At 70.0% G+C, this 19,454-nt stretch carries 16 protein-coding genes; 6 read left to right on the top strand and 10 right to left on the bottom strand.

Going from position 1 to position 19,454, the window contains the following annotated elements; translation table 11 throughout:
- The first annotated feature begins 275 nt into the window (after positions 1–275).
- The 3 genes from L7N97_RS16205 to L7N97_RS16195 are packed head-to-tail and all read left to right on the top strand — an operon-like array spanning position 276 to position 4,163.
- The gene (locus L7N97_RS16205; RefSeq protein WP_237479340.1) at positions 276–896 is read left to right on the top strand and encodes a (2Fe-2S)-binding protein; all 621 of its coding nucleotides are present in this window, start codon (positions 276–278) and stop codon (positions 894–896) included.
- A gap of 4 nt (positions 897–900) precedes the next feature.
- Positions 901–1,923 (top strand): FAD binding domain-containing protein, encoded by a 1,023-nt coding sequence (locus L7N97_RS16200; protein ID WP_237479339.1) that lies wholly within the window; start codon positions 901–903, stop codon positions 1,921–1,923.
- A gap of 2 nt (positions 1,924–1,925) precedes the next feature.
- A complete protein-coding gene (locus L7N97_RS16195) occupies positions 1,926–4,163 on the top strand; it encodes a xanthine dehydrogenase family protein molybdopterin-binding subunit (RefSeq protein WP_237479338.1) in 2,238 nt (745 codons plus the stop codon).
- 174 nt (positions 4,164–4,337) lie between these two features.
- On the opposite strand, the gene L7N97_RS16190 is transcribed toward L7N97_RS16195, so the two are convergent.
- Positions 4,338–5,405, bottom strand: a complete 1,068-nt coding sequence (locus tag L7N97_RS16190) for an aldo/keto reductase (RefSeq protein WP_237479337.1) — start codon at positions 5,403–5,405, stop codon at positions 4,338–4,340.
- A gap of 101 nt (positions 5,406–5,506) precedes the next feature.
- On the opposite strand from L7N97_RS16190, the gene L7N97_RS16185 reads away from it, so the two are divergent.
- The gene (locus tag L7N97_RS16185; protein WP_237479336.1) at positions 5,507–6,451 is read left to right on the top strand and encodes an AraC family transcriptional regulator; all 945 of its coding nucleotides are present in this window, start codon (positions 5,507–5,509) and stop codon (positions 6,449–6,451) included.
- Between the two features lie 190 nt (positions 6,452–6,641).
- On the opposite strand, the gene L7N97_RS16180 is transcribed toward L7N97_RS16185, so the two are convergent.
- A complete protein-coding gene (locus L7N97_RS16180; protein ID WP_237479335.1) occupies positions 6,642–7,331 on the bottom strand; it encodes a TetR/AcrR family transcriptional regulator in 690 nt (229 codons plus the stop codon).
- Positions 7,332–7,413: 82 nt separating this feature from the next.
- Between L7N97_RS16180 and L7N97_RS16175 the strand changes: the two genes are divergently transcribed.
- The gene (locus tag L7N97_RS16175) at positions 7,414–8,748 is read left to right on the top strand and encodes an HlyD family secretion protein (RefSeq protein WP_237479334.1); all 1,335 of its coding nucleotides are present in this window, start codon (positions 7,414–7,416) and stop codon (positions 8,746–8,748) included.
- A 9-nt stretch (positions 8,749–8,757) separates the two neighbouring features.
- Positions 8,758–10,317, top strand: coding sequence for an MDR family MFS transporter (locus L7N97_RS16170; protein ID WP_237479333.1), 1,560 nt, complete (start codon positions 8,758–8,760; stop codon positions 10,315–10,317).
- Between the two features lie 336 nt (positions 10,318–10,653).
- Here the strand turns inward: L7N97_RS16170 and L7N97_RS16165 are convergent, their stop codons facing one another.
- From L7N97_RS16165 to L7N97_RS29805, 8 genes are all read right to left on the bottom strand, one after another.
- On the bottom strand, positions 10,654–12,489 hold the full coding sequence (locus L7N97_RS16165; RefSeq protein ID WP_237479332.1) for a glycoside hydrolase family 15 protein: 1,836 nt from the start codon (positions 12,487–12,489) through the stop codon (positions 10,654–10,656).
- A gap of 64 nt (positions 12,490–12,553) precedes the next feature.
- Positions 12,554–13,006: a cupin domain-containing protein gene (locus L7N97_RS16160; RefSeq protein ID WP_237479331.1), complete on the bottom strand. Its 453-nt coding sequence runs from the start codon at positions 13,004–13,006 to the stop codon at positions 12,554–12,556.
- A 120-nt stretch (positions 13,007–13,126) separates the two neighbouring features.
- Positions 13,127–14,770 carry a GMC family oxidoreductase gene (locus L7N97_RS16155; RefSeq protein WP_237479330.1) on the bottom strand — a complete coding sequence of 548 codons (1,644 nt, stop codon included), beginning with the start codon at positions 14,768–14,770 and terminating at the stop codon, positions 13,127–13,129.
- Positions 14,760–15,407, bottom strand: coding sequence for a gluconate 2-dehydrogenase subunit 3 family protein (locus tag L7N97_RS16150; protein WP_237479329.1), 648 nt, complete (start codon positions 15,405–15,407; stop codon positions 14,760–14,762). Before L7N97_RS16150 ends, L7N97_RS16155 begins: the two co-directional genes overlap by 11 nt.
- Positions 15,400–16,359 carry a hypothetical protein gene (locus L7N97_RS16145; RefSeq protein ID WP_237479328.1) on the bottom strand — a complete coding sequence of 320 codons (960 nt, stop codon included), beginning with the start codon at positions 16,357–16,359 and terminating at the stop codon, positions 15,400–15,402. The genes L7N97_RS16150 and L7N97_RS16145 overlap by 8 nt, the downstream gene beginning before the upstream one ends.
- Positions 16,360–16,370: 11 nt before the next feature.
- Entirely contained in the window at positions 16,371–17,468 is a 1,098-nt protein-coding gene (locus L7N97_RS16140) for an enolase C-terminal domain-like protein (RefSeq protein ID WP_237479327.1), read from the bottom strand.
- Positions 17,465–19,258: a thiamine pyrophosphate-requiring protein gene (locus L7N97_RS16135; RefSeq protein WP_237479326.1), complete on the bottom strand. Its 1,794-nt coding sequence runs from the start codon at positions 19,256–19,258 to the stop codon at positions 17,465–17,467. Before L7N97_RS16135 ends, L7N97_RS16140 begins: the two co-directional genes overlap by 4 nt.
- Positions 19,255–19,389 carry a hypothetical protein gene (locus L7N97_RS29805; protein ID WP_255721680.1) on the bottom strand — a complete coding sequence of 45 codons (135 nt, stop codon included), beginning with the start codon at positions 19,387–19,389 and terminating at the stop codon, positions 19,255–19,257. The genes L7N97_RS16135 and L7N97_RS29805 overlap by 4 nt, the downstream gene beginning before the upstream one ends.
- Between the last annotated feature and the right edge of the window lie 65 nt (positions 19,390–19,454).

Below are 19,454 nucleotides of genomic sequence, written 5' to 3'. Positions count from 1 at the left end.
GAGTAGGTGACTTTGCGTGTGGGCGTCGACCCGCTAATTGATCTATGCTCCATCGTCAAGAAACGACCCAAGCCGGGCATAGCCTGCTCTGATTGGCATGCTTCGAAGCGGACGCAGCGGACGGGCACCCCACCGACACGCGACCGGCTCGGGTCAGTTCGCCTTGGAAACGCTCCAAAGAGGGATAGGCTAGGAGTATCGGGCAGCGACATGCGCCGGCCCGCCGCGGGCTCCGGTCCGCTCCAGTCTGTCTAAAGCATCCGGCGGAGGCCGCCATGACGAACCACAGCGACGACGAGCGCCCAGCATCGGTCAGCCGCAGGCGGTTCCTCGGGGCTACGGCTTCGACCGCGGCCCTTCCACTCATGGGAGCGGCGGCAGGACAGGCCGCAGCGCAGACTGTCCCACCCCTCGACCCGCAGGCTCCGGTCGACGTGAAGCTTTCGATCAACGGGGAGCCGTACCGCCTGGGCCTCGACGTGCGCACGACGTTGCTCGACGCTCTGCGCGACCACGTCGGGCTCACCGGATCCAAGAAGGGGTGCGACCACGGCCAGTGCGGCGCCTGCACGGTGCACGTGGACGGCCGGCGCACCCTGGCGTGCCTGACGCTCGCGGTCGCCGCGCAGGGCCGGGAGATCACCACAGTCGAGGGCCTCGCGCGCGCCGACGGCCCGCTCCACCCCATGCAGCAGGCCTTCGTCGACCACGACGCCTTCCAGTGCGGCTACTGCACGCCGGGCCAGATCATGTCGGCGATCGGCTGCGTGAAGGAGGGCCACGCGGGCGACGACGACGCCATCCGCGAATACATGAGCGGCAACCTGTGCCGCTGCGCCGCCTACCCCAACATCGTCGCGGCCGTGCGCCAGGCGAAGCTGCAGATGGAGGGCTGAACCGATGCGCCCCTTCGTCTACGACCGGGCCACCTCCGCCGACCTCGCGGCCCGCGCCCTCGCTTCCTCCGCGAACGCCGCGCCCGTGCAGGGCCGCGTGCCGGCCGAGTACCTCGCGGGCGGAACCACCCTGCTCGACCTGATGAAGCTCGACGTGATGCAGCCCGCGCGCGTCACCGACATCACAGCCCTCGACGCGCGGCACGGGACGATCGCGGTCACCGACGGCGGGCTGAGGCTCGGCGCGCTGGTCAAGATGTCGGCCGCGGCCGACCACCCCGAGATCGTCGCGCGCTACCCCGTCCTGGCCCAGAGCCTGACGCTCGCCGCCAGCGCGCAGCTGCGCAACATGGCGACCCTCGGCGGCAACGTCCTGCAGCGGACGCGCTGCAACTACTTCCGCGACACGTCCTGGTCGGCCTGCAACAAGCGTAACCCCGGATCGGGGTGCGCGGCGCTCGACGGGGTCAACCGGCAGCACGCGGTGCTGGGGGCCAGCGAAGCCTGCATCGCCACCTACCCGGGCGACTTCGCCCAGGCCCTAATGGCGCTCGACGCCACGGTCGACGTCGCCGGGGCCGCGGGGCCCCGCACCATCCCCTTCGCGGAGCTGCACCGGCCGCCCGGATCGACGCCCCACGTCGAGACCACGCTGGCGCCGGGCGACCTCATCACCAGCCTGTCGGTCCCGGCGGGCCCGTGGACGCGGCGCTCGCTCTACCTGAAGGTCCGCGACCGGCAGTCCTACGCGTTCGCGCTCGCCTCGGCGGCCGTCGCGCTCGACCTCGATGGGGGCGTCGTTCGGCAGGCGCGGATCGCGCTCGGCGGCGTCGCCACCACGCCGTGGCGTGCGCGGGAGGCCGAAGCCGCGCTGGCCGGCAAGCCCGTCACCGAGGCCACCGCCGCCGACGCGGCCCGGATCGCCTTCGCGGGAGCGAAGCCGCGCGAGCACAATGCCTACAAGGTCGCGTTGGGTCAGGAGACTGTCGCGCGCGCCCTGCTGCAAGCCGCCGCGCTGGAGGGTTGACCATGGCCGACGCCGCCTTCTCGACCCTCGTCGAAGCGCCCGCCCCGAAGGACGGCATGGGCGAGCCCGTGCCGCGCTACGACGCCCGCGCCAAGGTGATGGGCGGCGCGCTCTATGCGTCCGACGTCGCCCTGCCGGACGTCGCCCACGCGTTCCTGGTGACCAGCGCCATCGCCAAGGGGCGCATCAGGTCGTTCGACCTCAAGCAAGCCCGCGCGTTGCCCGGCGTGCTCGACATCCTCACGCACGAGAACATCGGCGACGCGATCCGCCCCGTGAAGTTCTTCACCGAGGGCGGCCCGGCGTCGAACAGCGTGCTGCCCCTCGGCTCGCCCGAGATCGCCTACGGGGGGCAGACGATCGCGGTCGTGCTCGCCAACAGCTACGAGGTCGCGCGCGACGCCGCGCACCGCATCGTGGTCGACTACGAGGTCGACCGTCCCTCGGCGACGTTCGCGTCACCGGGCGCGGTCGACCAGGAATTGGCGACGCAGAACAAAAGGCACGACGACCCGAAGGTCGGCGACTTCGCCGGCGGCTACGCGTCGTCCCCCGTCACGGTCGACGTGAGCTACTCGACCCCGGCGCAGCACCACAACCCGATCGAGCTCTTCGCCACCCAGTGCGCCTGGACCGGCGCGCACCTCACCGTCCACGAGCCGAGCCAGAACATCTACGGCATCAAGAACGGCCTCGCGGCCCAACTCGGCATCGAGCCGAGCCAGATCCGCGTCGTCAGCCCCTTCGTCGGGGGCGCCTTCGGCTCCAAGGGGGGCCTGACGCAGCGCACCGCGCTGGTGGCGATCGCCGCCCGCAAGCTGGGCCGCCCCGTGAAGCTCGTGCCGACGCGCGAGCAGGGCTTCACGGTCGCCACCTACCGGGCCGAGACGAAGCACAGGGTGAGGCTTGGCGCGACCCGCGACGGCCGGCTCCAGGCCCTCAGCCACGACGGCTTCGAGGTGACATCACGGCCGGACCCCTACGCGGTGGCGGGGACCGACGCCTCGACGCGCATGTACGCCTGCCCCAATATCGCCAGCAACGTCACCATCGTGCGGGCGGACCGGTCGACGCCCGGCTTCATGCGGGCGCCGGCCGAGACGCCCTATTTCTTCGCGCTCGAAAGCGCCATGGACGAGCTTGCCGTCGCGCTCGCCATGGACCCGATCGAGCTGCGGCGCGTCAACGACACGATGAGGGAGCCCATCAAGGGACTGCCCTACACCAGTCGCGCCCTGATGCCCTGTTTCGATAGGGCGGCGGAAGCCTTTGGCTGGACGAAGCGCGACCCGCGGCCCGGTTCCATGCGAGACGGCGACTGGCTGATCGGCTGGGGCTGCGCCACCTCGGCCTACCCGACCCAGATGGCGGCCGCCTCCGCCCGCGTCAGCCTGTTCCCGGACGGCACGGCCCGCGTCGAGACCGCCGGCCACGAGATCGGCAACGGCCTCTACACGGTGGCGGCGCAGACGGCGGCGGAGCGGCTCGGCCTGCCGGTCGGACGCGTGTCGGTGCTGCTCGGCGACACGGACCTGCCGCCCGCCCCCGTGGCGGGCGGCTCGATCTCGACCGCGAGCGTGTGCTCGGTCATCGCCCAGGCCTGCGACGCCATCCGGGCGAGGCTGTCCGACGGCACCGCTCCGGCGGGGGACCTCGTTGCCGCCCTGAAGGAGCGCGGCATGGGTTCGGTGCAGGAATATGCCGAATGGGTGCCGCACGGTGCGCCCAAGGGGGCGATGGGCCTGCTATATCAGGGCAAGGCGCAGCCGACCGGTGGAGCCAAGCTCGCCGACCGCATCCAGTTCGCCTTCGGGGCGCAATTCGTGGAGGTGCGGGTCCATGCCCGCACCCGCGAGATCCGGGTGCCCCGTATCGTCGGCGCCTTCGCGTCGGGCCGCATCATGAATACCCGCACGGCCCACAGCCAGTACATGGGGGGCATGATCTGGGGCATCGGCTCGGCGCTGCACGAGGAGACCGAGATCGACGCCGGCGCGGCACGCTACGTCAACACCAACTTGGCTGACTACCTCATCCCGGTGAACGCCGACGTCGTCGACGTGGAGGTGATCATGGTGCCGGAGGAGGACCGGGACGTGAACCCGCTCGGCATCAAGGGCATCGGCGAGATCGGCATCGTGGGGACGTCCGCGGCGGTCGCCAACGCTGTTTACCACGCCACGGGCCAGCGGTTGCGCGATCTCCCCCTGCGAATCGACACGCTGGTCGCGGGCGCGTAGTCACTTCAACCCTGACATCGGGTCGTCGAACACCGGCGCTCGCTCGAAGCCTACGGTTCAGAGGCGCACGGGCGCACGCAGGCGGCCAGTGTCGACCCAACCTGGGCGCTGGGCCCTGCTGTCGGGCAAGTCGACAGCGGACGTTCGAACTCGTCGGCGTGCGGTGCGGTGTTGTCAGAGCGGCCGTTCGCCGAGCGTCCAGGAGGGTCCCGGGACAGAATGTCCCTGCGGCACGCGTCCGTCTGCCCTGTAGGTCTGGATCCAACCCGGATAGCGCGGCGCAGGACGGCTGACCTCATCCAGTGCCACCAGATCGTCGGCGGCGAGCGACACGTCCAGCGCCGCCAAGTTGTCAGAGAGCTGGGCGGGGCGCTTCACGCCGCAGATGACGCTGGTGACCCCCGGCCTGGTCAGCAGCCACGCCAGGGCGATCTGGGCGGCGCTGACGCCGCAGCGGTCCGCGACGCCGCGCAGGACGTCGATGATGTCGAAGGTCCTGGCTTCGTCCACCGGCGGGAACTGGATCTGGGCACGGCGGGACGTCTCGTCCGAGGCGCCGTGCCGATCGAACTTGCCGGACAGCAGCCCGCCCGCCAACGGGCTCCAGCAGAGCAGCCCGACCCCTTCTTCCCGCACCGCCGGGATCAACTCGGCCTCGACGTCGCGGCACGCCAGCGAGTAGAAGCTCTGGATCGACACGAAGCGCGACAGGCCCCCGCGGTCAGACAGCCCGAGCGCCTTGACGAGTTGCCAGGCGGCGAGGTTCGAGCAGCCGATGTAGCGCACCTTGCCCTGGCGTACGGCATCGTCCAGGGCCCGCAGGACCTCGTCGGGCGGCGTCAACGGGTCATGGTTGTGGATCTGGTACAGGTCGACGTGGTCGGTCTTGAGGCGGCGCAGGCTGGCTTCGAGGGCGTCCATGATGTGCAGCCGCGACTGGCCTACGTGGTTCGGCCCCGGTCCTGTCCTCGCGCTGAGCTTCGTGGCCAGCACGACATCCTGCCTGCGGCCCTTCAGGGCGTCGCCGAGCCGCGTCTCGGAGGCGCCCCCACCGTAGACGTCCGCCGTGTCGATGAAGTTGACACCGGCGTCCAGCGCCTGACCCACGATGGAGTCCGTCTCGTCCTGCGACAGGCGGCCGATGGCCGAGGTGACGGGGTTCTCGGCCCCGCCGAACGTCATGGCGCCGAGGCAGATCCGCGACACGAACACGCCCGTCCGACCGAGTTGGGCATACTGCATGATGGTGCTCCTCTTCTCGCGGGATCGGAAGATTGCAGACCACGACAGGCGAAGCCATGATGGAACGATCGTCTTTCATGCGCGATCGGCCGGAGGTGCTCATGGATCCCCTGTCCGATGTCCTGTCACTCTCGTCCGTGGATGGCGTGCTGTCGGCGCGGTTCGAGGGGCGAGGCGCCTGGTCGATGCACTTCCCTGGCTACCGCCACCTCAAGTTCGGCGGCGTCCTGCAGGGCGCAATGTGGCTCTGGGCGGACGACACCGCCGTCACGCCCGTTCGACTCCAGGCCGGGGACGTGTACCTTCTCACCAGCGGCCATCCCTACAGGTCGGCGAGCGTGCGTGATCTGCCGCCGGTCGACGGGGGCGCGGTCTTCCGGGACGGCCTGGGGCCGGACGGCGTCGTCCGCCTCGGTTCCGAGGGCGACGCGACCGTGGTGACGGGAGGGCGGTTCACCTTCGCCGATGACGTGAGCGGCATGTTGCTCGGCCTCCTCCCGCCCGTCGTCCACATTCCCGCCGCGTCCCCCGCCGCCGCCCCGCTCCGGGCCACCCTCGACCTCGTGGGTTTCGAGACGGGGGCGGCCCGGCCCGGGGCGCGCGTCGTGAACGGTGCCCTGGGCACGCTGGTCCTCGTGCAGATCCTGCGCGCGCATCTCGCGTCGGAGGACGCCATGCCGGGATGGCTCGGCGCCTTGGCGGACCCGCGGATCGGGCCCGTGCTGGGACTGCTCCACGGCGACCCCGCGCGCCGTTGGTCCGTGGCCGACATGGCGAGCGCGGCCGGCATGTCGCGCACGGCCTTCAACGGTCGCTTTACCGCCAAGGTGGGCACGTCGCCGCTGAACTACATGATCCGCTGGCGCATGGCGTTGGCCAGCGCCGCCTTGAGGACCGGTGAGCAGAAGCTGGCCGACATCGCCGTCAAGGTGGGCTACGCTTCCGAGAGTGCCTTCAGCATGGCGTTCAAGCGCCTCCACGACGAGAGCCCGGGGCACCACCGATCGGCAAGCAGAGGTCGAAGGGATCGCTCGATCGAGGCCTGACCATCGGGCTCGCCCTTCACCAGGCCCGGTCTGCGAAGGGCGACGCGGCTGACGTGCACGAAGCCGACCAGGCGGCTAGGCTACGGTCAGGCGAGGCGGTGTCGTCGAAGTGACCGTTTGCGAGCAACCGGTTCTGCCTTGGGACGAACTCCGTCTCACCGGGTTGGATCACGCAGCTACCGGGAGGCGATCAGCGCTGCGAGACGGTTCCGTATAGGAACAGCGCCACTGCGGCCTCGACGCGGCGGTCGACCTGTTCGGGGTCGACCGCGATGCCCAGCATGGCCAGGCGTGACAGGCGGCCGACCACGAGGCTGAGGAACAGGTCGGCGGCCATCTCGCTGTCCTCGACGTCGATCTGGCCCTCCTGAGCGAAATGGTCGAGCACGGCCGCGATCGAGGCGTTGGACCGCTGCCACGCTTCGCGATGAACCATCTGGGCCAACTCGGGGAAGCGGATCGCCTGGGCGGTCACGATGCGGTTGATCGCGATGGCTTCGGGGATCAGGATCGCCGCTACCATGCGCCGTCCCATCGCCAATAGGACGTCGGCGACTCGGTCACCCGGGCGCGGGGCTTCTTGCGCGCTGACCGACACCCAGCGGTCGATCTGCCGCTGGACCACGGCGGCGAACAACGCTCCCTTGTCGTGGTAGCGCGCATAGAGCGTCGCCTTGCCGACGCTGGCGGCCTCCGCGACCGCGTCGATCGTCGTGACGTCGAAGCCGCGCTCCATGAACATGGCGGCAGCGATCTCGATCAGCCGCGCATCACGGCGCAGCGCCTCGTCCTGCGACGGGCGGCCGCCCGTTCCGCGCCGTGGCTTTTTGGCGGCGAAGGCTTCGGCGGCTGCGGGAAGGTCGGCGAGGTCGAGCGTCATGTAGCGGTCTTACACCTTGCGTTCATCGCTGCCCGCGATCATAACAGAACAGAACCGTTTTGTTCAATCGGGTGGATGACAGATGGACGGCCTCTCTCCCGACCGCCAAGCCTTCGGCTTGGCCGAGCGCGACGTCGAACGCGATGACGCCGAGCACGACGCGAAGGCAGAGCGGAGCGACGCGCTGGCCCGCAGCGCGTCACCCGATCCCGTGCCGGCACCGATCGACAGGCCGATCGCGACCCCGACCTCGCCCCAGCAGGCCGCAGCTCCGCAGCCGGGCGCATCCACGGCGGCCTTGCCTGCGCCGGCCGTGCCGGCGACCCCGCCGCCGAGAAAGGGTGGTATGAAGAAGCTTCTCCTCGCCGCGGTGCTGCTCGCCGGTGCCGCTTACGGCGGGCACGCGGGTTGGCACTGGTGGACGGTGGGCCGCTTTCAGGAGACGACCGACAACGCCTTCCTGCAGGCCGACAAGGTGACGGTGTCGCCCCGCATCTCTGGCTTCGTCACCGCGGTGGCGGTGGGCGACAATCAGCCCGTCCATGCCGGAAACGTGATCGCGACGATCGACGACCGCGACGCCCGCATCCAGGTCGAGGGCGCCAGGGCCGAGGTGGAGAAGGCCCGCGCGCAGCTCGCCGGCTACAAAGCCGCCGTGGTGCAGCAGGCTGCCACCGTGGCCTCCGCCCAGGCCGACGTCGTCAACGCCGAAGCCGGCCTCGCCTTCGCGACCCAGGAAGCCAAGCGCTACGCCGACCTCCTCACCTCCGGCGCCGGGACGTCGCAACGCGCCCAGCAGACCGACGCCGACCTGCGGCAGCACCGGGCGACGCTCGACAAGGATCGGGCGGCGCTCGACTCCGCCCAGAAGCAGGTCCACACCTACGAGGCGCTGGCCGCCAGCGCGGTCGCCGGCATCGCGTCGGCGCAGGCCAAGCTCGACGGGGCCGAGCTGAACCTCGGCTACACGACCGTGAGGGCGCCCGTCGACGGCGTCGTGGGCGACCGTTCGGTGCGAGTCGGCCAGATGGTGCAGGCGGGCATGGGGTTGCTGACCGTCGTACCGATGGGCCGCGACATCTACCTCGTCGCCAACTTCAAGGAAACGCAGCTCGGCGACATGGCGGTGGGCCAGCCGGTGGAGTTCACCGTGGACGCCTTCGGCGACCACGCGTTTCGCGGCACCGTGGACAGCTTCTCGCCCGGCACGGGGGCGCAGTTCGCGCTGCTGCCGCCCGAGAACGCCACCGGCAACTTCACCAAGGTGGTGCAGCGCGTGCCGGTGAGGATCCGCCTCGCCACCGACGACCCGATGCTCGACCGCCTGCGGCCCGGCCTGTCGGTCGAGGCCACGGTGGAGACGCGGGGTGACGCGCCCGCCGGCCGCACGCGCGTCGGCCTCCTCGACGGCCGCTGAGGCGAAGCCATGAGCGCCGACCCTGAACGCGCCTCGCTGCGCCAGTGGCTCGCCGTCGCAGCGGCGATCCTCGGCGCCTTCACGGCCATCCTGGACATCCAGATCACCAATTCCTCGCTCAGCGACATCGAGGGCGCGCTCGGCGCCTCCTCGGACGAGGGGAGCTGGATCTCGACCGCCTATCTGATGGCGGAGATCATCGTCATCCCACTCACGGGTTGGCTCGGCTCCATCTTCGGGCTGCGGCGCTACTTGGCCGTCAACACGGGCCTGTTCATCGGCTTCTCGGTCGCCTGCGCGCTGTCGACGAGCCTGCCCGAGATGATCCTGTTCCGCGCCGGCCAGGGCTTCACCGGCGGCGTGCTCATCCCCACGGCCATCACCATCGTGCGCACGCGCCTGCCGAAATCTCAGCAGGCGGTCGGCATCGCCTTCTTCGGCCTCACCGCCACCTTCGCGCCCGCCATCGGCCCGACGGTGGGCGGCTGGCTGACCGACAATCTGTCGTGGCATTACATCTTCTATCTGAACCTCGTGCCCGGCCCGCTCGCCCTGGCGCTGCAGCTCTACGCGCTCGACCCCGCGCCGCTGAAGCTCGGCGACCTCGCCAAGGGCGACTGGCTCGGCATCGGCCTGATGGCGACCGGCCTGCCGGCCCTGACCTTCGTGCTCGAGGAAGGGCAGCGCAAGGACTGGTTCGGCTCACCGATCATCGTCGAGGGAGCGCTCCTCGCCGTGCTCGGCATCGGCGGCTTCATCCTCCGCGAGCTGACGGCGGAGCGGCCCTTCATCAACTTGCGCGTGCTCAAGAACCGCTCCGTCGGCGGCGGGTGCCTGCTGATGACGGTGCTGGGCGCCGTGTCGTTCGGCTCGATCTACGTCATCCCGGTCTATTGCGCGCAGATCCAGGGCTACAACGCCGAGCAGATCGGCTACGTAGTGATGTGGAGCGGGCTGCCGCAGCTCGTGCTCTTCCCCGCCATGCCGCTGCTGATGAAGCGCTTCGATCCACGATTCCTGGTGGTTGCCGGCACGCTTCTCTTCGCCCTGAGTTGCTTCATCAACGTCGGCCTGACCCACGACGTCGGCATGGACCAGCTGATCCTGCCCCAGCTGTTGCGCGCCGCCGGCCAGCCGCTGTTCACCGTGCCGCTGTCGCAGATGTCGACGGCCGGCCTGGCGCCGCGCGACACCGCCGACGCATCCGCCTTGTCCAACATGATGCGCAATCTCGGCGGCTCCATCGGCATCGCCATGCTGTCGACGATGATCGACCGGCGCGAGCACATGCACTTCTCGGTTCTGGCGGAAGCGATGACGCAGAATGCCGTGCTCACCCAGTCGCGGCTCGCCGAGATGACTCGCGCCATGCAGGCCCACGTGGTCGACCCCGTCGCGGCAAAGGCGCAAGCGCTCGGGATAATCGCGTCGCAGGCGCGGCGCGAAGCCTACGTGATGGCCTACAGCGACGCGTTCTGGATCATCGCGGTCGGGCTCATCATCAGCCTCGCCGCGATCCCTCTGCTTAAGAAGCCGCAGAAAGCCGCGGGGCCGATCGAGGCCCACTGAGGTGGCCTCTGCCTGAACGTCAGCTCTCGCCTGCGGCTTCGTAGAAACCGGTAGGACTGCTCTCCACCCGCCTTCGCTGTGCGGCCGGAGTCGACCCAACTTTGCCGCTTCGCGTGCATATCGCCGTGCTCTGAAGCGGACGATCGGGCTACGGATTATCCTCGTGCCCTGTCTCGCTCATTCGCTGCAGGACGCTTCACCGACACACCCCGCCGGACCTGTCACGCGAACGTTCAGATCTTCTCGGAGCCGACCCCACCGACGACGACGTTCAAAGATGTCCCTTCTTGGCCGTCCCCCCTCATTCCCACGGGGAAGGCGAGAACGGCAGGATCTTCACCCGACGGCCAGGGCGGCCCGCGCGTAGGCCGCCTCGGTGAAGAGCAGGGGCATGTTGCCGAGCAGACCCGGCGAGTTTCGTGCGTCGCCGGCTTCGGAGAACAGGCGGTTCGTGCCGCGGCAGGCCTCGGCGCGCTCCAGCGCCCGCTTCGCCTTCTCGGGCTCGCCCAACATCTGCCACGCCTCGGCGAGCCACATGGTGCACATCAGGAACGCGCCCTCGCGATCGCCCATCGGCTGGTCGGGCCGGCCCGGCGTCTTCTCCGGGACAAAGCGGTGCACGAGGCCGTTGAGCCTGAGCACCTTGTCGATGCGCTCCACCGTGGCCCGCACCTTCGGGTCGCCGGGCGGCAGGAAGCCCATCAGCGGGATCAGCAGGGCGGTGCCGTCGAGGGCGTCGCTGTCGTAGCGCTGGCGGAAGGCGCCGGCCTTCTCGCTCCAGCCGTGCTCCAGCACGTCCTCGCGGACGCGTTCGCGCGACTGGGCCCACCGCGCCGGGGCTTGGCGGCCGGTCCGTTCCGCCACCGCGATCGCCCGGTCGAGCGCCACCCAGTTCATCACCTTTGTGGCGGTGAAGTCCTGCGAGGGCATCAGCTCCCAGGTGCCCGCATCCTTCTCGGCCCAGTTCTCGGCGATGAAGTCGGCCAGGCGCCGCATCACCTCCCAGTGCCGGTCCTCCAACGTGCCTCCGGCCTCGACGAAGCGGTGGATGCAGTCGGCGAGGAAGCCGAAGCCGTCGATCTCGTGCATTTGGTAGACGGCGTTGCCCATCTGCACCGGCTGGCAGTCGCGGTAGCCCGAGATGTCGGACCGCTCGTCTTTCGGCGTCTTGGCGCCCCCGTCGATGCGGTACAGCACCTGGAGCGGCATCTTCGACTTGTCGTCCGTATCGGGCCGGAGGCGAGCCGCCACGAAGTCGAGGAACCGCGACACGGGCCGGGTGTCGCCGAGTTGCGCCAGCAGGCTGACCGTGAGCGACCCGTCGCGGATCCAGCAGTAGCGGTAGTCGTAGTTGTAGGTGCCGGGCACGCGCTCGGGCAGCGACGTCGTCGGGGCCGCCACGAGCGCTCCGGTCGGCGCGTAGGTGCACAGGTGCACCACCATGGCGGCGCGCCGGACCTCGTCGGCCCGCGAGCCTCCGCACCTGAGCTTGCCCGACCAGGCCTTCCACCAAGCGACGGTCGCGTCGAGCGCGACCCGGGCCGTGTCGATGCTCCAGTGTCGCGCCTCTTCGGCACTGTCGAGCACCGTCCAGATCTCCTCGCCGGACCCCAGGGCGGTCACGAGGTGTGCTTCCGTCCCGTCAGGGCCGACCTCGGGGTTGTGCGACGACCATAGCCCGAGGTCGAAGCCCCGCATCGAGACGCGTAGCGCGCCACCCTCCTCCAAGATCGCGGCGGTCGTGCGGAAGTCTTCCCACGGCTCGATGCGGTGGACGACGCGCCGTTCGCCGGACACGCACCGCAGGCGGCGAACGATCACGCGCCGGGCGGCGAGGCCGGGCTCGCGTTCGTCCTCGGGCCACAGCATGCATTCAATTAGTTCGAGCACGGCTTCGGGGGTGGTCCAGCGCGTGGTCAGCACGGCGGTGCCGTCCACGTAGCCCTGCTCGCCGAAGTCGCGGTCCTCGGGACCGAGGCGCCAGTAGCCGCCTTTTTTCAAATCTAGGATGGCACCGAACACCGGCGTGGCGTCGAAGCGCGGCAGGCAGGCCCAACAGACCGGGCCGTCGGCCGCCACCATGGCGGCGGTCCGGCGGTCGCCGATGACGGCCAGGCGCTCGATCGGCGGGTAAGGCACGAAGTGCAGGTCGGCCTGGTCTTCGGCGGTCATGTGGTCAGTCATTGTTGGCGCTCGAACGAGCGGCTGAAGGCGTCGTGGAAGCGTGTGGCGACGCTCATTTGAAGCGGCCCGGCTGGTTCACCGTCGGCGTGACGTCGAGGCCGGTGACGATCATGGAACAGGGCTCGTCGCCGACGGTGCCGGACAGATGACCCTTGCGGCCGGTCCTCTCCCTCGTGTTCTGGTCCTCGCCCATCATCAGTTCGCCCGGGCCCATCTCGACGCGATGGCCGTCCATGGTCTCCACGAACCAGCGGCCGGTCAGTATGGCAATCCACTGGGGCTTCGGGTTCTCGTGCCAGTCGCCCACCCAGCCCACGGGCAGCACCGTGAAGGTCACGCCGGCCTTCGACGGATCCATCTTGTCGTTCCACTGCGGCGCCACCTCGGGGTTGACGCCCTTCAGCTCGAACTCAGTCAGCTCGAACTTGTCCTGGCGGCTCACACCGTCAGAGTCCGTATACACGTGCCAGTAGGGCATCTTGGGCTTGTCGGCAGCCTGGCTCATGGAGAGTTCCTCGATGTGTGAAGTCCGCGGTCTGCTCGCGCAGGACGTGGGTGGAAATTCGGCTTCGGATGCGTGTCGATCCCGCGCAGATGCATCCGTTAGCAGGGCGGGTCCTACTCTTCAGATATCGCCGTGCGCCGCGAGGGCCTCGATGCGGTCCGCCGTGCGCAGCGCGATGGCCTGGATGGTCAGCGACGGGTTGACGCCGCCCACCGTCGGGAACACCGAGCCGTCGCAGACGAACAGGTTCGGCACGTCCCAGGAGCGGCAGTCCGCGTCCACCACCGACGTGCGGCGGTCGTCGCCCATCTTCACGGTGCCGCCGAGGTGGTTGGCGTCCTCCTCCTGCCGGAACAGGTCGGTGACGCCCGCCGCCTCCATGCTCATCTCCATCTGGCCCAGCGCGTGCTTGATGAGCGCCTTGTCGTTCTCGCCCCAGCCGAACGTGACCTTGGCGACGGGCAGGCCGTAGCGGTCCTTCTGGTCGGCCAGGGTCACGGTGTTGTTCTCGCTCGGCAGGCATTCGCCCACCATCTTCACGCCGACCTGGTAATTGTAGTCCTGCATGGCGAGGCGCAGCTCATCGCCCCAGATCCCGCGCGAGGCCGTGACGGTCTTGGCCCACTCGATCGGCAGCGGCCCCTGCCCCATCCAGCAGTAGCCGCCGTGGAAGTCCTTGGCGTCGTCGTAGTTCCAGTGCTCGGTGATGGCGAGCGACGGCGGCCCCTTGTTCCAGCGGATCTCGTCCTTCGACTTGCCGTAGACCGCCTGGTTGGGCTGGGTCATCAGGTACTTGCCGACGAGGCCCGACGAGTTGGCGAGGCCGTCGCGGTGCCGGTCGGTCGCGGAATTCAGCAGCAGCCGCGGCGACTCCACCGCGTAGCCGGCGGCGACCACGTTGCGGGCGCGCTGGAAGCGCCACTGCCCCTCGCGGTGGTAGTGCACGCCGGTGGCGCGGTCGCGCGCGTCCGTCTCGATGCGACCCACCATGGCGAGGTCGCGGATCTCCGCCCCGGCGCGGATGGCGCGCGGGATGTAGGTGTTCAGCGTGCTCTGCTTGGCGTTGGTGGAGCAGCCGAAGCGGCAGAAGCCGCGGTAGGCGCAGGGATGCGCCTCGCCGCGCGGCGCCGACACGGTGGCGAGCGGCGTCGGCGTCCAGGCCATGCCCATGGCCTCGCAGCCGCGCGCCAGCACCTCGGCGGCGGCGTTCATCGGGTGTGGGCGGTAGGGGTAGCGCGGGCGCGGCGGGCCCCAGGGGTAGTCGACCGGCCCCGAGATCGAGAGATCCTTCTCGACCTGGTCGTAGTAGCGCCACATCTCCTCCCAGCCGATCGGCCAGTCGGCGCCGTAGCCGAGCGTGCTGCGCGACTTGAACCACTCGGGCCGGAAGCGCAGCGACACCATGGCGAAGTGCACCATGGAGCCGCCGACCGTCTTGCCGGAGTTCTTGCCGCCCATGACGATGGGGTCGGCCCCCTCCACCACGCGCGGGTCGTTCCAGTAGAGCTTCTCCTGCTCGGTCTCGTCGGAGGCGAAGTCCTCCAGCGGGCGGAAGTAGGGGCCGGCGTCGAAGGCCACGACGGAGTAGCCCTTCTCGGCGAGTCGCGCCGCCAGCGTGCCGCCGCCCGCGCCCGTGCCGACGATGGCGAAATCGACCTCGTCACTGTCCCGATGCTGCTGCATCGGGATCCAGCCGCCCATCTTGAAGACGTCCGGGGCGCGGCCGCTCGCGGCGCGGGGGCGCTCGAAGGGGTCAGACGACATGCTGGTTCTCCCGGAGCGCGCGCTCCTCCTGGCCGGGCTTGCCTTCCGCGGCTTCCCAGGGGTCGCGGCGGTTCTTGTCCATGCGCACGTAGCCGCGCGGCGCGGCGGGGCCGCCGAAGCCGATCTCGTTCCAGGCGGTCGGGTGGCCGTAGTAGGCGTCCGTCACGTCGTGGACGATCCGCTTGGTGAAGAACAGCTTCAGCGGCATGCCGCGCCAGTGGTCGCCCTCGAGACGCCCGTGCTGCATCTCGCGCAGGATGCCGTCCCGATCGGCGCGGCTGAGGTCGCGGAAGCGCGCGTTGTGGCGGGCCTTCGCCTCGTGGTCGAGCGCCGCCAAGCCGATGCGCCACGCCTCGCCCTGCGGCGGCAGGTCCGCGAAGCGGTAGCCGTCGCCCTTGCCCTCGAAGATCTTGGCGTCGACGGTGGCGGCGAGCGGCACGGGGTCGGCGCGGTCCGCGGGCTGCGGCAGGATGCGGTCGCAGACGGCTTTGAGCGTCGCGAACTCGTCCGAGGTGAAGAAGCGCGGCTCGCGCGGCACCGCCAGGCGCGCGTCGATGGCGCTGCGGGTGGCGTCGTTCCAGGACGGCGTATCGCGTTTGTCGAGGACGTCATAGCCGGGGAAGGACCGCTCAGTCATCGCCGTGCCGCTCCAGGAGTGCCAGGGCCGCGAGGCCGGCCATGGCCAGACCCGAGAAGGCCGGCGGCGCCGGGATCGGCGGGCCGTCGACGAGGTTCTGCCGCCAGTTGCGCCAGCCGCCCGAGTAGCGGGACGTGCCGTAGGCGTGGGCCGCGACGCCCGCGACGCCGAGCGCCGCCGTGATGCCGAGCCACAGCTTGGCCTGCGGCCGCGCCCGCCTGTGGGGGCGCAGCGCCGCCTCGGCGGTCAGCGCGGCCGCGATCGGCGGCAGCGCCACCGGAAGATACATCAGCTTGTTCTGGAAGTTGCCGCGGAAGTGCAGCAGCGATACCTCGGCCGTGGTGCCCATCAGCCCGAGCGCGGTCAGCCCGGCCAGGGCCGGGGCGGCCGGCAGGCCGAGCAGCCTCGGGCTCTCGCCCGGCGTCTCGTTCCGGATGCCTTCCGCGGCGAGACCGAGCAGGCCCGACAGCGACAGAGCCGCGGGCGCGCCGATCGGCGCCTGGTAGAACAGGTTCTCCCAGGAGATACCGCCGGGCTTCTTGGTGATGTTGTAGACGTGGAAAGCGGTGCCGACCACGCCCACTACCATGGCGATCCCGTAGGCGGCGAGGCGGAGCGGATGGGCAGCCCTCTCGGAGCGCAGCGCGCCGTCGGCGCTGGCGAGGATCGAAAGGCTGGCCGACACGAGCGGCGTGAACATCGCCGGGTTGTGGTACTGGCCGCGGCTGTGCTCGATGCCGCTGTCGGCCAGCACCGACAGGGCCAGCATGGCGGCGGCCCCATGAACCATGCGGACCTGACCGATCTCAACCGAGGCGAGTTTCGCTACCTCGCCGAAGCGGGCCGGGGCGGTGGCCAATGCGTCCCCCGGGCGGGGGACGCGTGCCGTGTGGGCGGGCGCGGGGTCGTCGGCGAGGGCGGCGAAGTCCGCCTCGCGCGTGGGTCCGGACATGAATGGGTTCCTCAAGCGACGCGATAGGGTTCGGCGTCAGCTCGCCGCAGCGCGAGCCCGTGGCCGGGGCGAGACAGGTCGGGCCGAATGGCGCCGTGCTCGGGCGCGGGCGCGCCGTCGAACAGCATGTGCTCGATGCGGACGTGGTCGTGGAACCATTCCAGGTGGCGCAGGTTCGGCGCCGCCAGCGCGGAATGGCGATGCATGGAGGGCGCGCAATGGCCAGACAGGTCGATGTGGTGCGCCTCGGCGAGCGCCGCCACGCGTAGGAAACCCGTGACGCCCCCGGTGCGCGTGGCATCCGCCTGCAGGCAGTCGACCGCGCCCGCGACGAGCATGCGGCGCGCGTCGTCGAGCGTGTATCCGTATTCGCCGGCCGCGACGTCCATGCCGGCGGGGGCGCGCTCGCGCACGAGCCGCAGCCCGTCGAGGTCGTCCGACGTCACCGGTTCCTCGAACCAAGCGACGTCGTATTCCGCGAAGACGTCCGCGAAGCGCAGCGCCTCCTTCACGGACAGCGCGCCGTTGGCGTCGACGAACAGCGTCGCGCCGCCGATGGCCCGCTTTGCGACGGCGACGCGGTGCGGGTCGCGCGACGGATCGGTGCCGACCTTCATCTTCATCCAGCGGCAGCCGTCGCGCTCGACCCAGCCGCCGAGTTGCGCTTCAAGCTCGGCGTCCGTGTAGGTCGTGAAGCCGCCCGAGCCATAGATCGGAACCGCGTCGCGCGCCTGGCCGAGCAGCCGGCAGAGCGGCAGCCCATGCAGCTTGGCCTTGAGGTCCCAGAGCGCGAGGTCCACGGCCGAGATCGCGGTCGCGCAGAGGCCCGGCCGGCCGAGGTTGCGCACCGCCCGCTGCATCGCGGTCCAGGCCCGCGGCGGGTCGAAGGCCGACAGGCCCTCGATCGCCTTCTTCAAGGGGCCGCCGATCAGCTCGGCCGCGGCCGTCCCCGTGTAGGAGAAGCCGAGGCCGGTCTCGCCGCCAGCCTCGACCTCGCAGAGGACGAGGGTGGTCTTGTCCCACGCGAAGGTGCCGTCGGCCTCCGGCCGGTCGGTCGGCACCGTGAAGGCCGAGGTCTTGACGACACCGATGGGCGGGGCGTCGCTCACTTGTCGCCGTGGCCCGGCAGCAGCGAGCCGATCACCTGGCGGGCGGCGCCGAGGATCACGTTCTTCTCGCGCTGGTCGCCCTTGGCCAGCGTCGACATGAAGTTCGTCGCCTGCTCGAAGGTGATGTGCGGGGGCAGCGGCGGCACCTCGGGATCGGTCTTCACCTCCAGCACCACGGGCACCGTCGAGCGCAGCGCCTCGTCCCAGGCTTCGGCGAGGTTCTCCGGGTCGTCGACGTAGAGGCCCTTGAAGCCGATCAACTCGCCGAACTTGTGGTAGGGAACGCTCGGGATCGCTTGCGAGGCGACGAACTTCGGGTTGCCCTCCATCACGCGCTGCTCCCACGTGACTTGGTTCAGGTCCTCGTTGTTCCACACGCAGACGATCCAGGTCTTGTTGGGCCACAGGTGGTGGTACTTCGCCACCGTGATCAGCTCGGCCATGTTGTTCATCTGCATGGCGCCGTCGCCCACCAGCGCCACGACGGGCCGGTCCGGATGGGCGAACTTCGCCCCGATGGCGTAGGGCACGGCCGCACCCATGGAGGCCAGCGAGCCCGACAGCGAGCCCATCATGCCGCGGCGGACCTTGATGTCGCGCGCGTACCAGTTGGCGCAGGAGCCCGAATCCGAGGTAACGATGCAGCGCTCGGGCAGGCGCGGCGACAGCTCAAAGGTGACGCGCTGCGGGTTGACGGGGTGCGCTGTCTTCTTGGCCTGCGCCGCCGCAACGGCCCACGAGCGCTTGCTCCAGCCGACGATCTTCTCCTGCCAGGAGCGGTCCTGCTTCTCCTGCAGCAGCGGCAGCAGCAGCTTCAGCGTCTCGGCGGCGTCGCCCTGGAGGTTGCACTCCATCGGGTAGCGGATGGAGAGCATGTCGCCCTTGATGTCGATCTGCACGCCGCGGGCCTGGCCCTCCTTGGGCAGGAACTCCGCCCAGGGGAAGCCCGAGCCGACCATCAGCAGCGTGTCGCACTCGGCCATCATGTTCGACGACGCTTCCGTGCCGAGCAGGCCGATGGTGCCGGTGTTCCAGGGCAGGTCGTCGGGCAGCACGAACTTGCCGAGCAGGGCCTTGGCGCAGCCGGCGCCGAGCTTCTCGGCCACCGCGATGACCTCGTCGACCGCGTCGACGCAGCCGGCCCCGATCAGCATGGCGACCTTCTTGCCCGCGTTGAGGATCGCGGCCGCCTCCTGCAGGTCGCGCTCGTAGGGCACGACCTTCGGCCGGGCGTAGCCGATGCCGGAGAAGGTGAAGCCGTGGGCGCGCTTGGGCTCCTCGTAGGGCTCGTCCTGGAGGTCGTTGGGGATGATGAGGGCGGTGACGACGTGCTCGGACACGGCGGTGCGCACCGCGCGGTCGACGAGGTGGCGCATCTGCGCGGGCGCCATGGCGGTCTGCACGAAGGCGCCCGCCACGTCCTTGAACATGGAGTTGAGGTCGAGCTCCTGCTGGTAATGCGCGCCGACCGAGGTGCGGGCCTGCTGGCCCACGATGGCCAGCACCGGCATGTGGTCCATGCGGGCGTCGTAGAGGCCCGTGAGGAGGTGCGAGGCGCCGGGGCCGGAGGTGGCGATGCACACGCCGAGTTCGCCCGTGAACTTGGCGTAGGCCGAGGCCATGAAGCCGGCCATCTCCTCGTGGCGCACCTGGATGAACTCGATCTTGCCCTCGGCCCGCTGCAGCGCGCCGAACACGCCGTTGATGCCGTCGCCCGGGTAGCCGAAGATCTTGCGCACGCCCCAGCTGTGCAGGCGCTCGATCAGGAAGTCGCCGACGGTCTGGCTCATCTGTAGTCTCCGGAGAACAGGTTGGGGAGGCCGGGCGCCGGCGCCTCGAATGAGAAGAGACCGCCCTCGTCGAGGTGGCGGGCACGCTCCTCCGGCGACAGGGCGTGCGTCGCCGAGGTGAGCCCCCGCATCGTCATTCATTCTGAAGCTGGAACTTCGGACCACGGTTCCCTTCGATCGTTGAACAAATTCCGAT

It is taken from the genome of Lichenibacterium dinghuense, from assembly GCF_021730615.1.
In the GTDB taxonomy this organism is placed as follows: Bacteria; Pseudomonadota; Alphaproteobacteria; order Rhizobiales; family Beijerinckiaceae; genus Lichenihabitans; species Lichenihabitans dinghuensis.
Note: the sequence above shows the minus strand (reverse complement) of the source record. Positions and strands in the feature narration are given on the sequence as shown.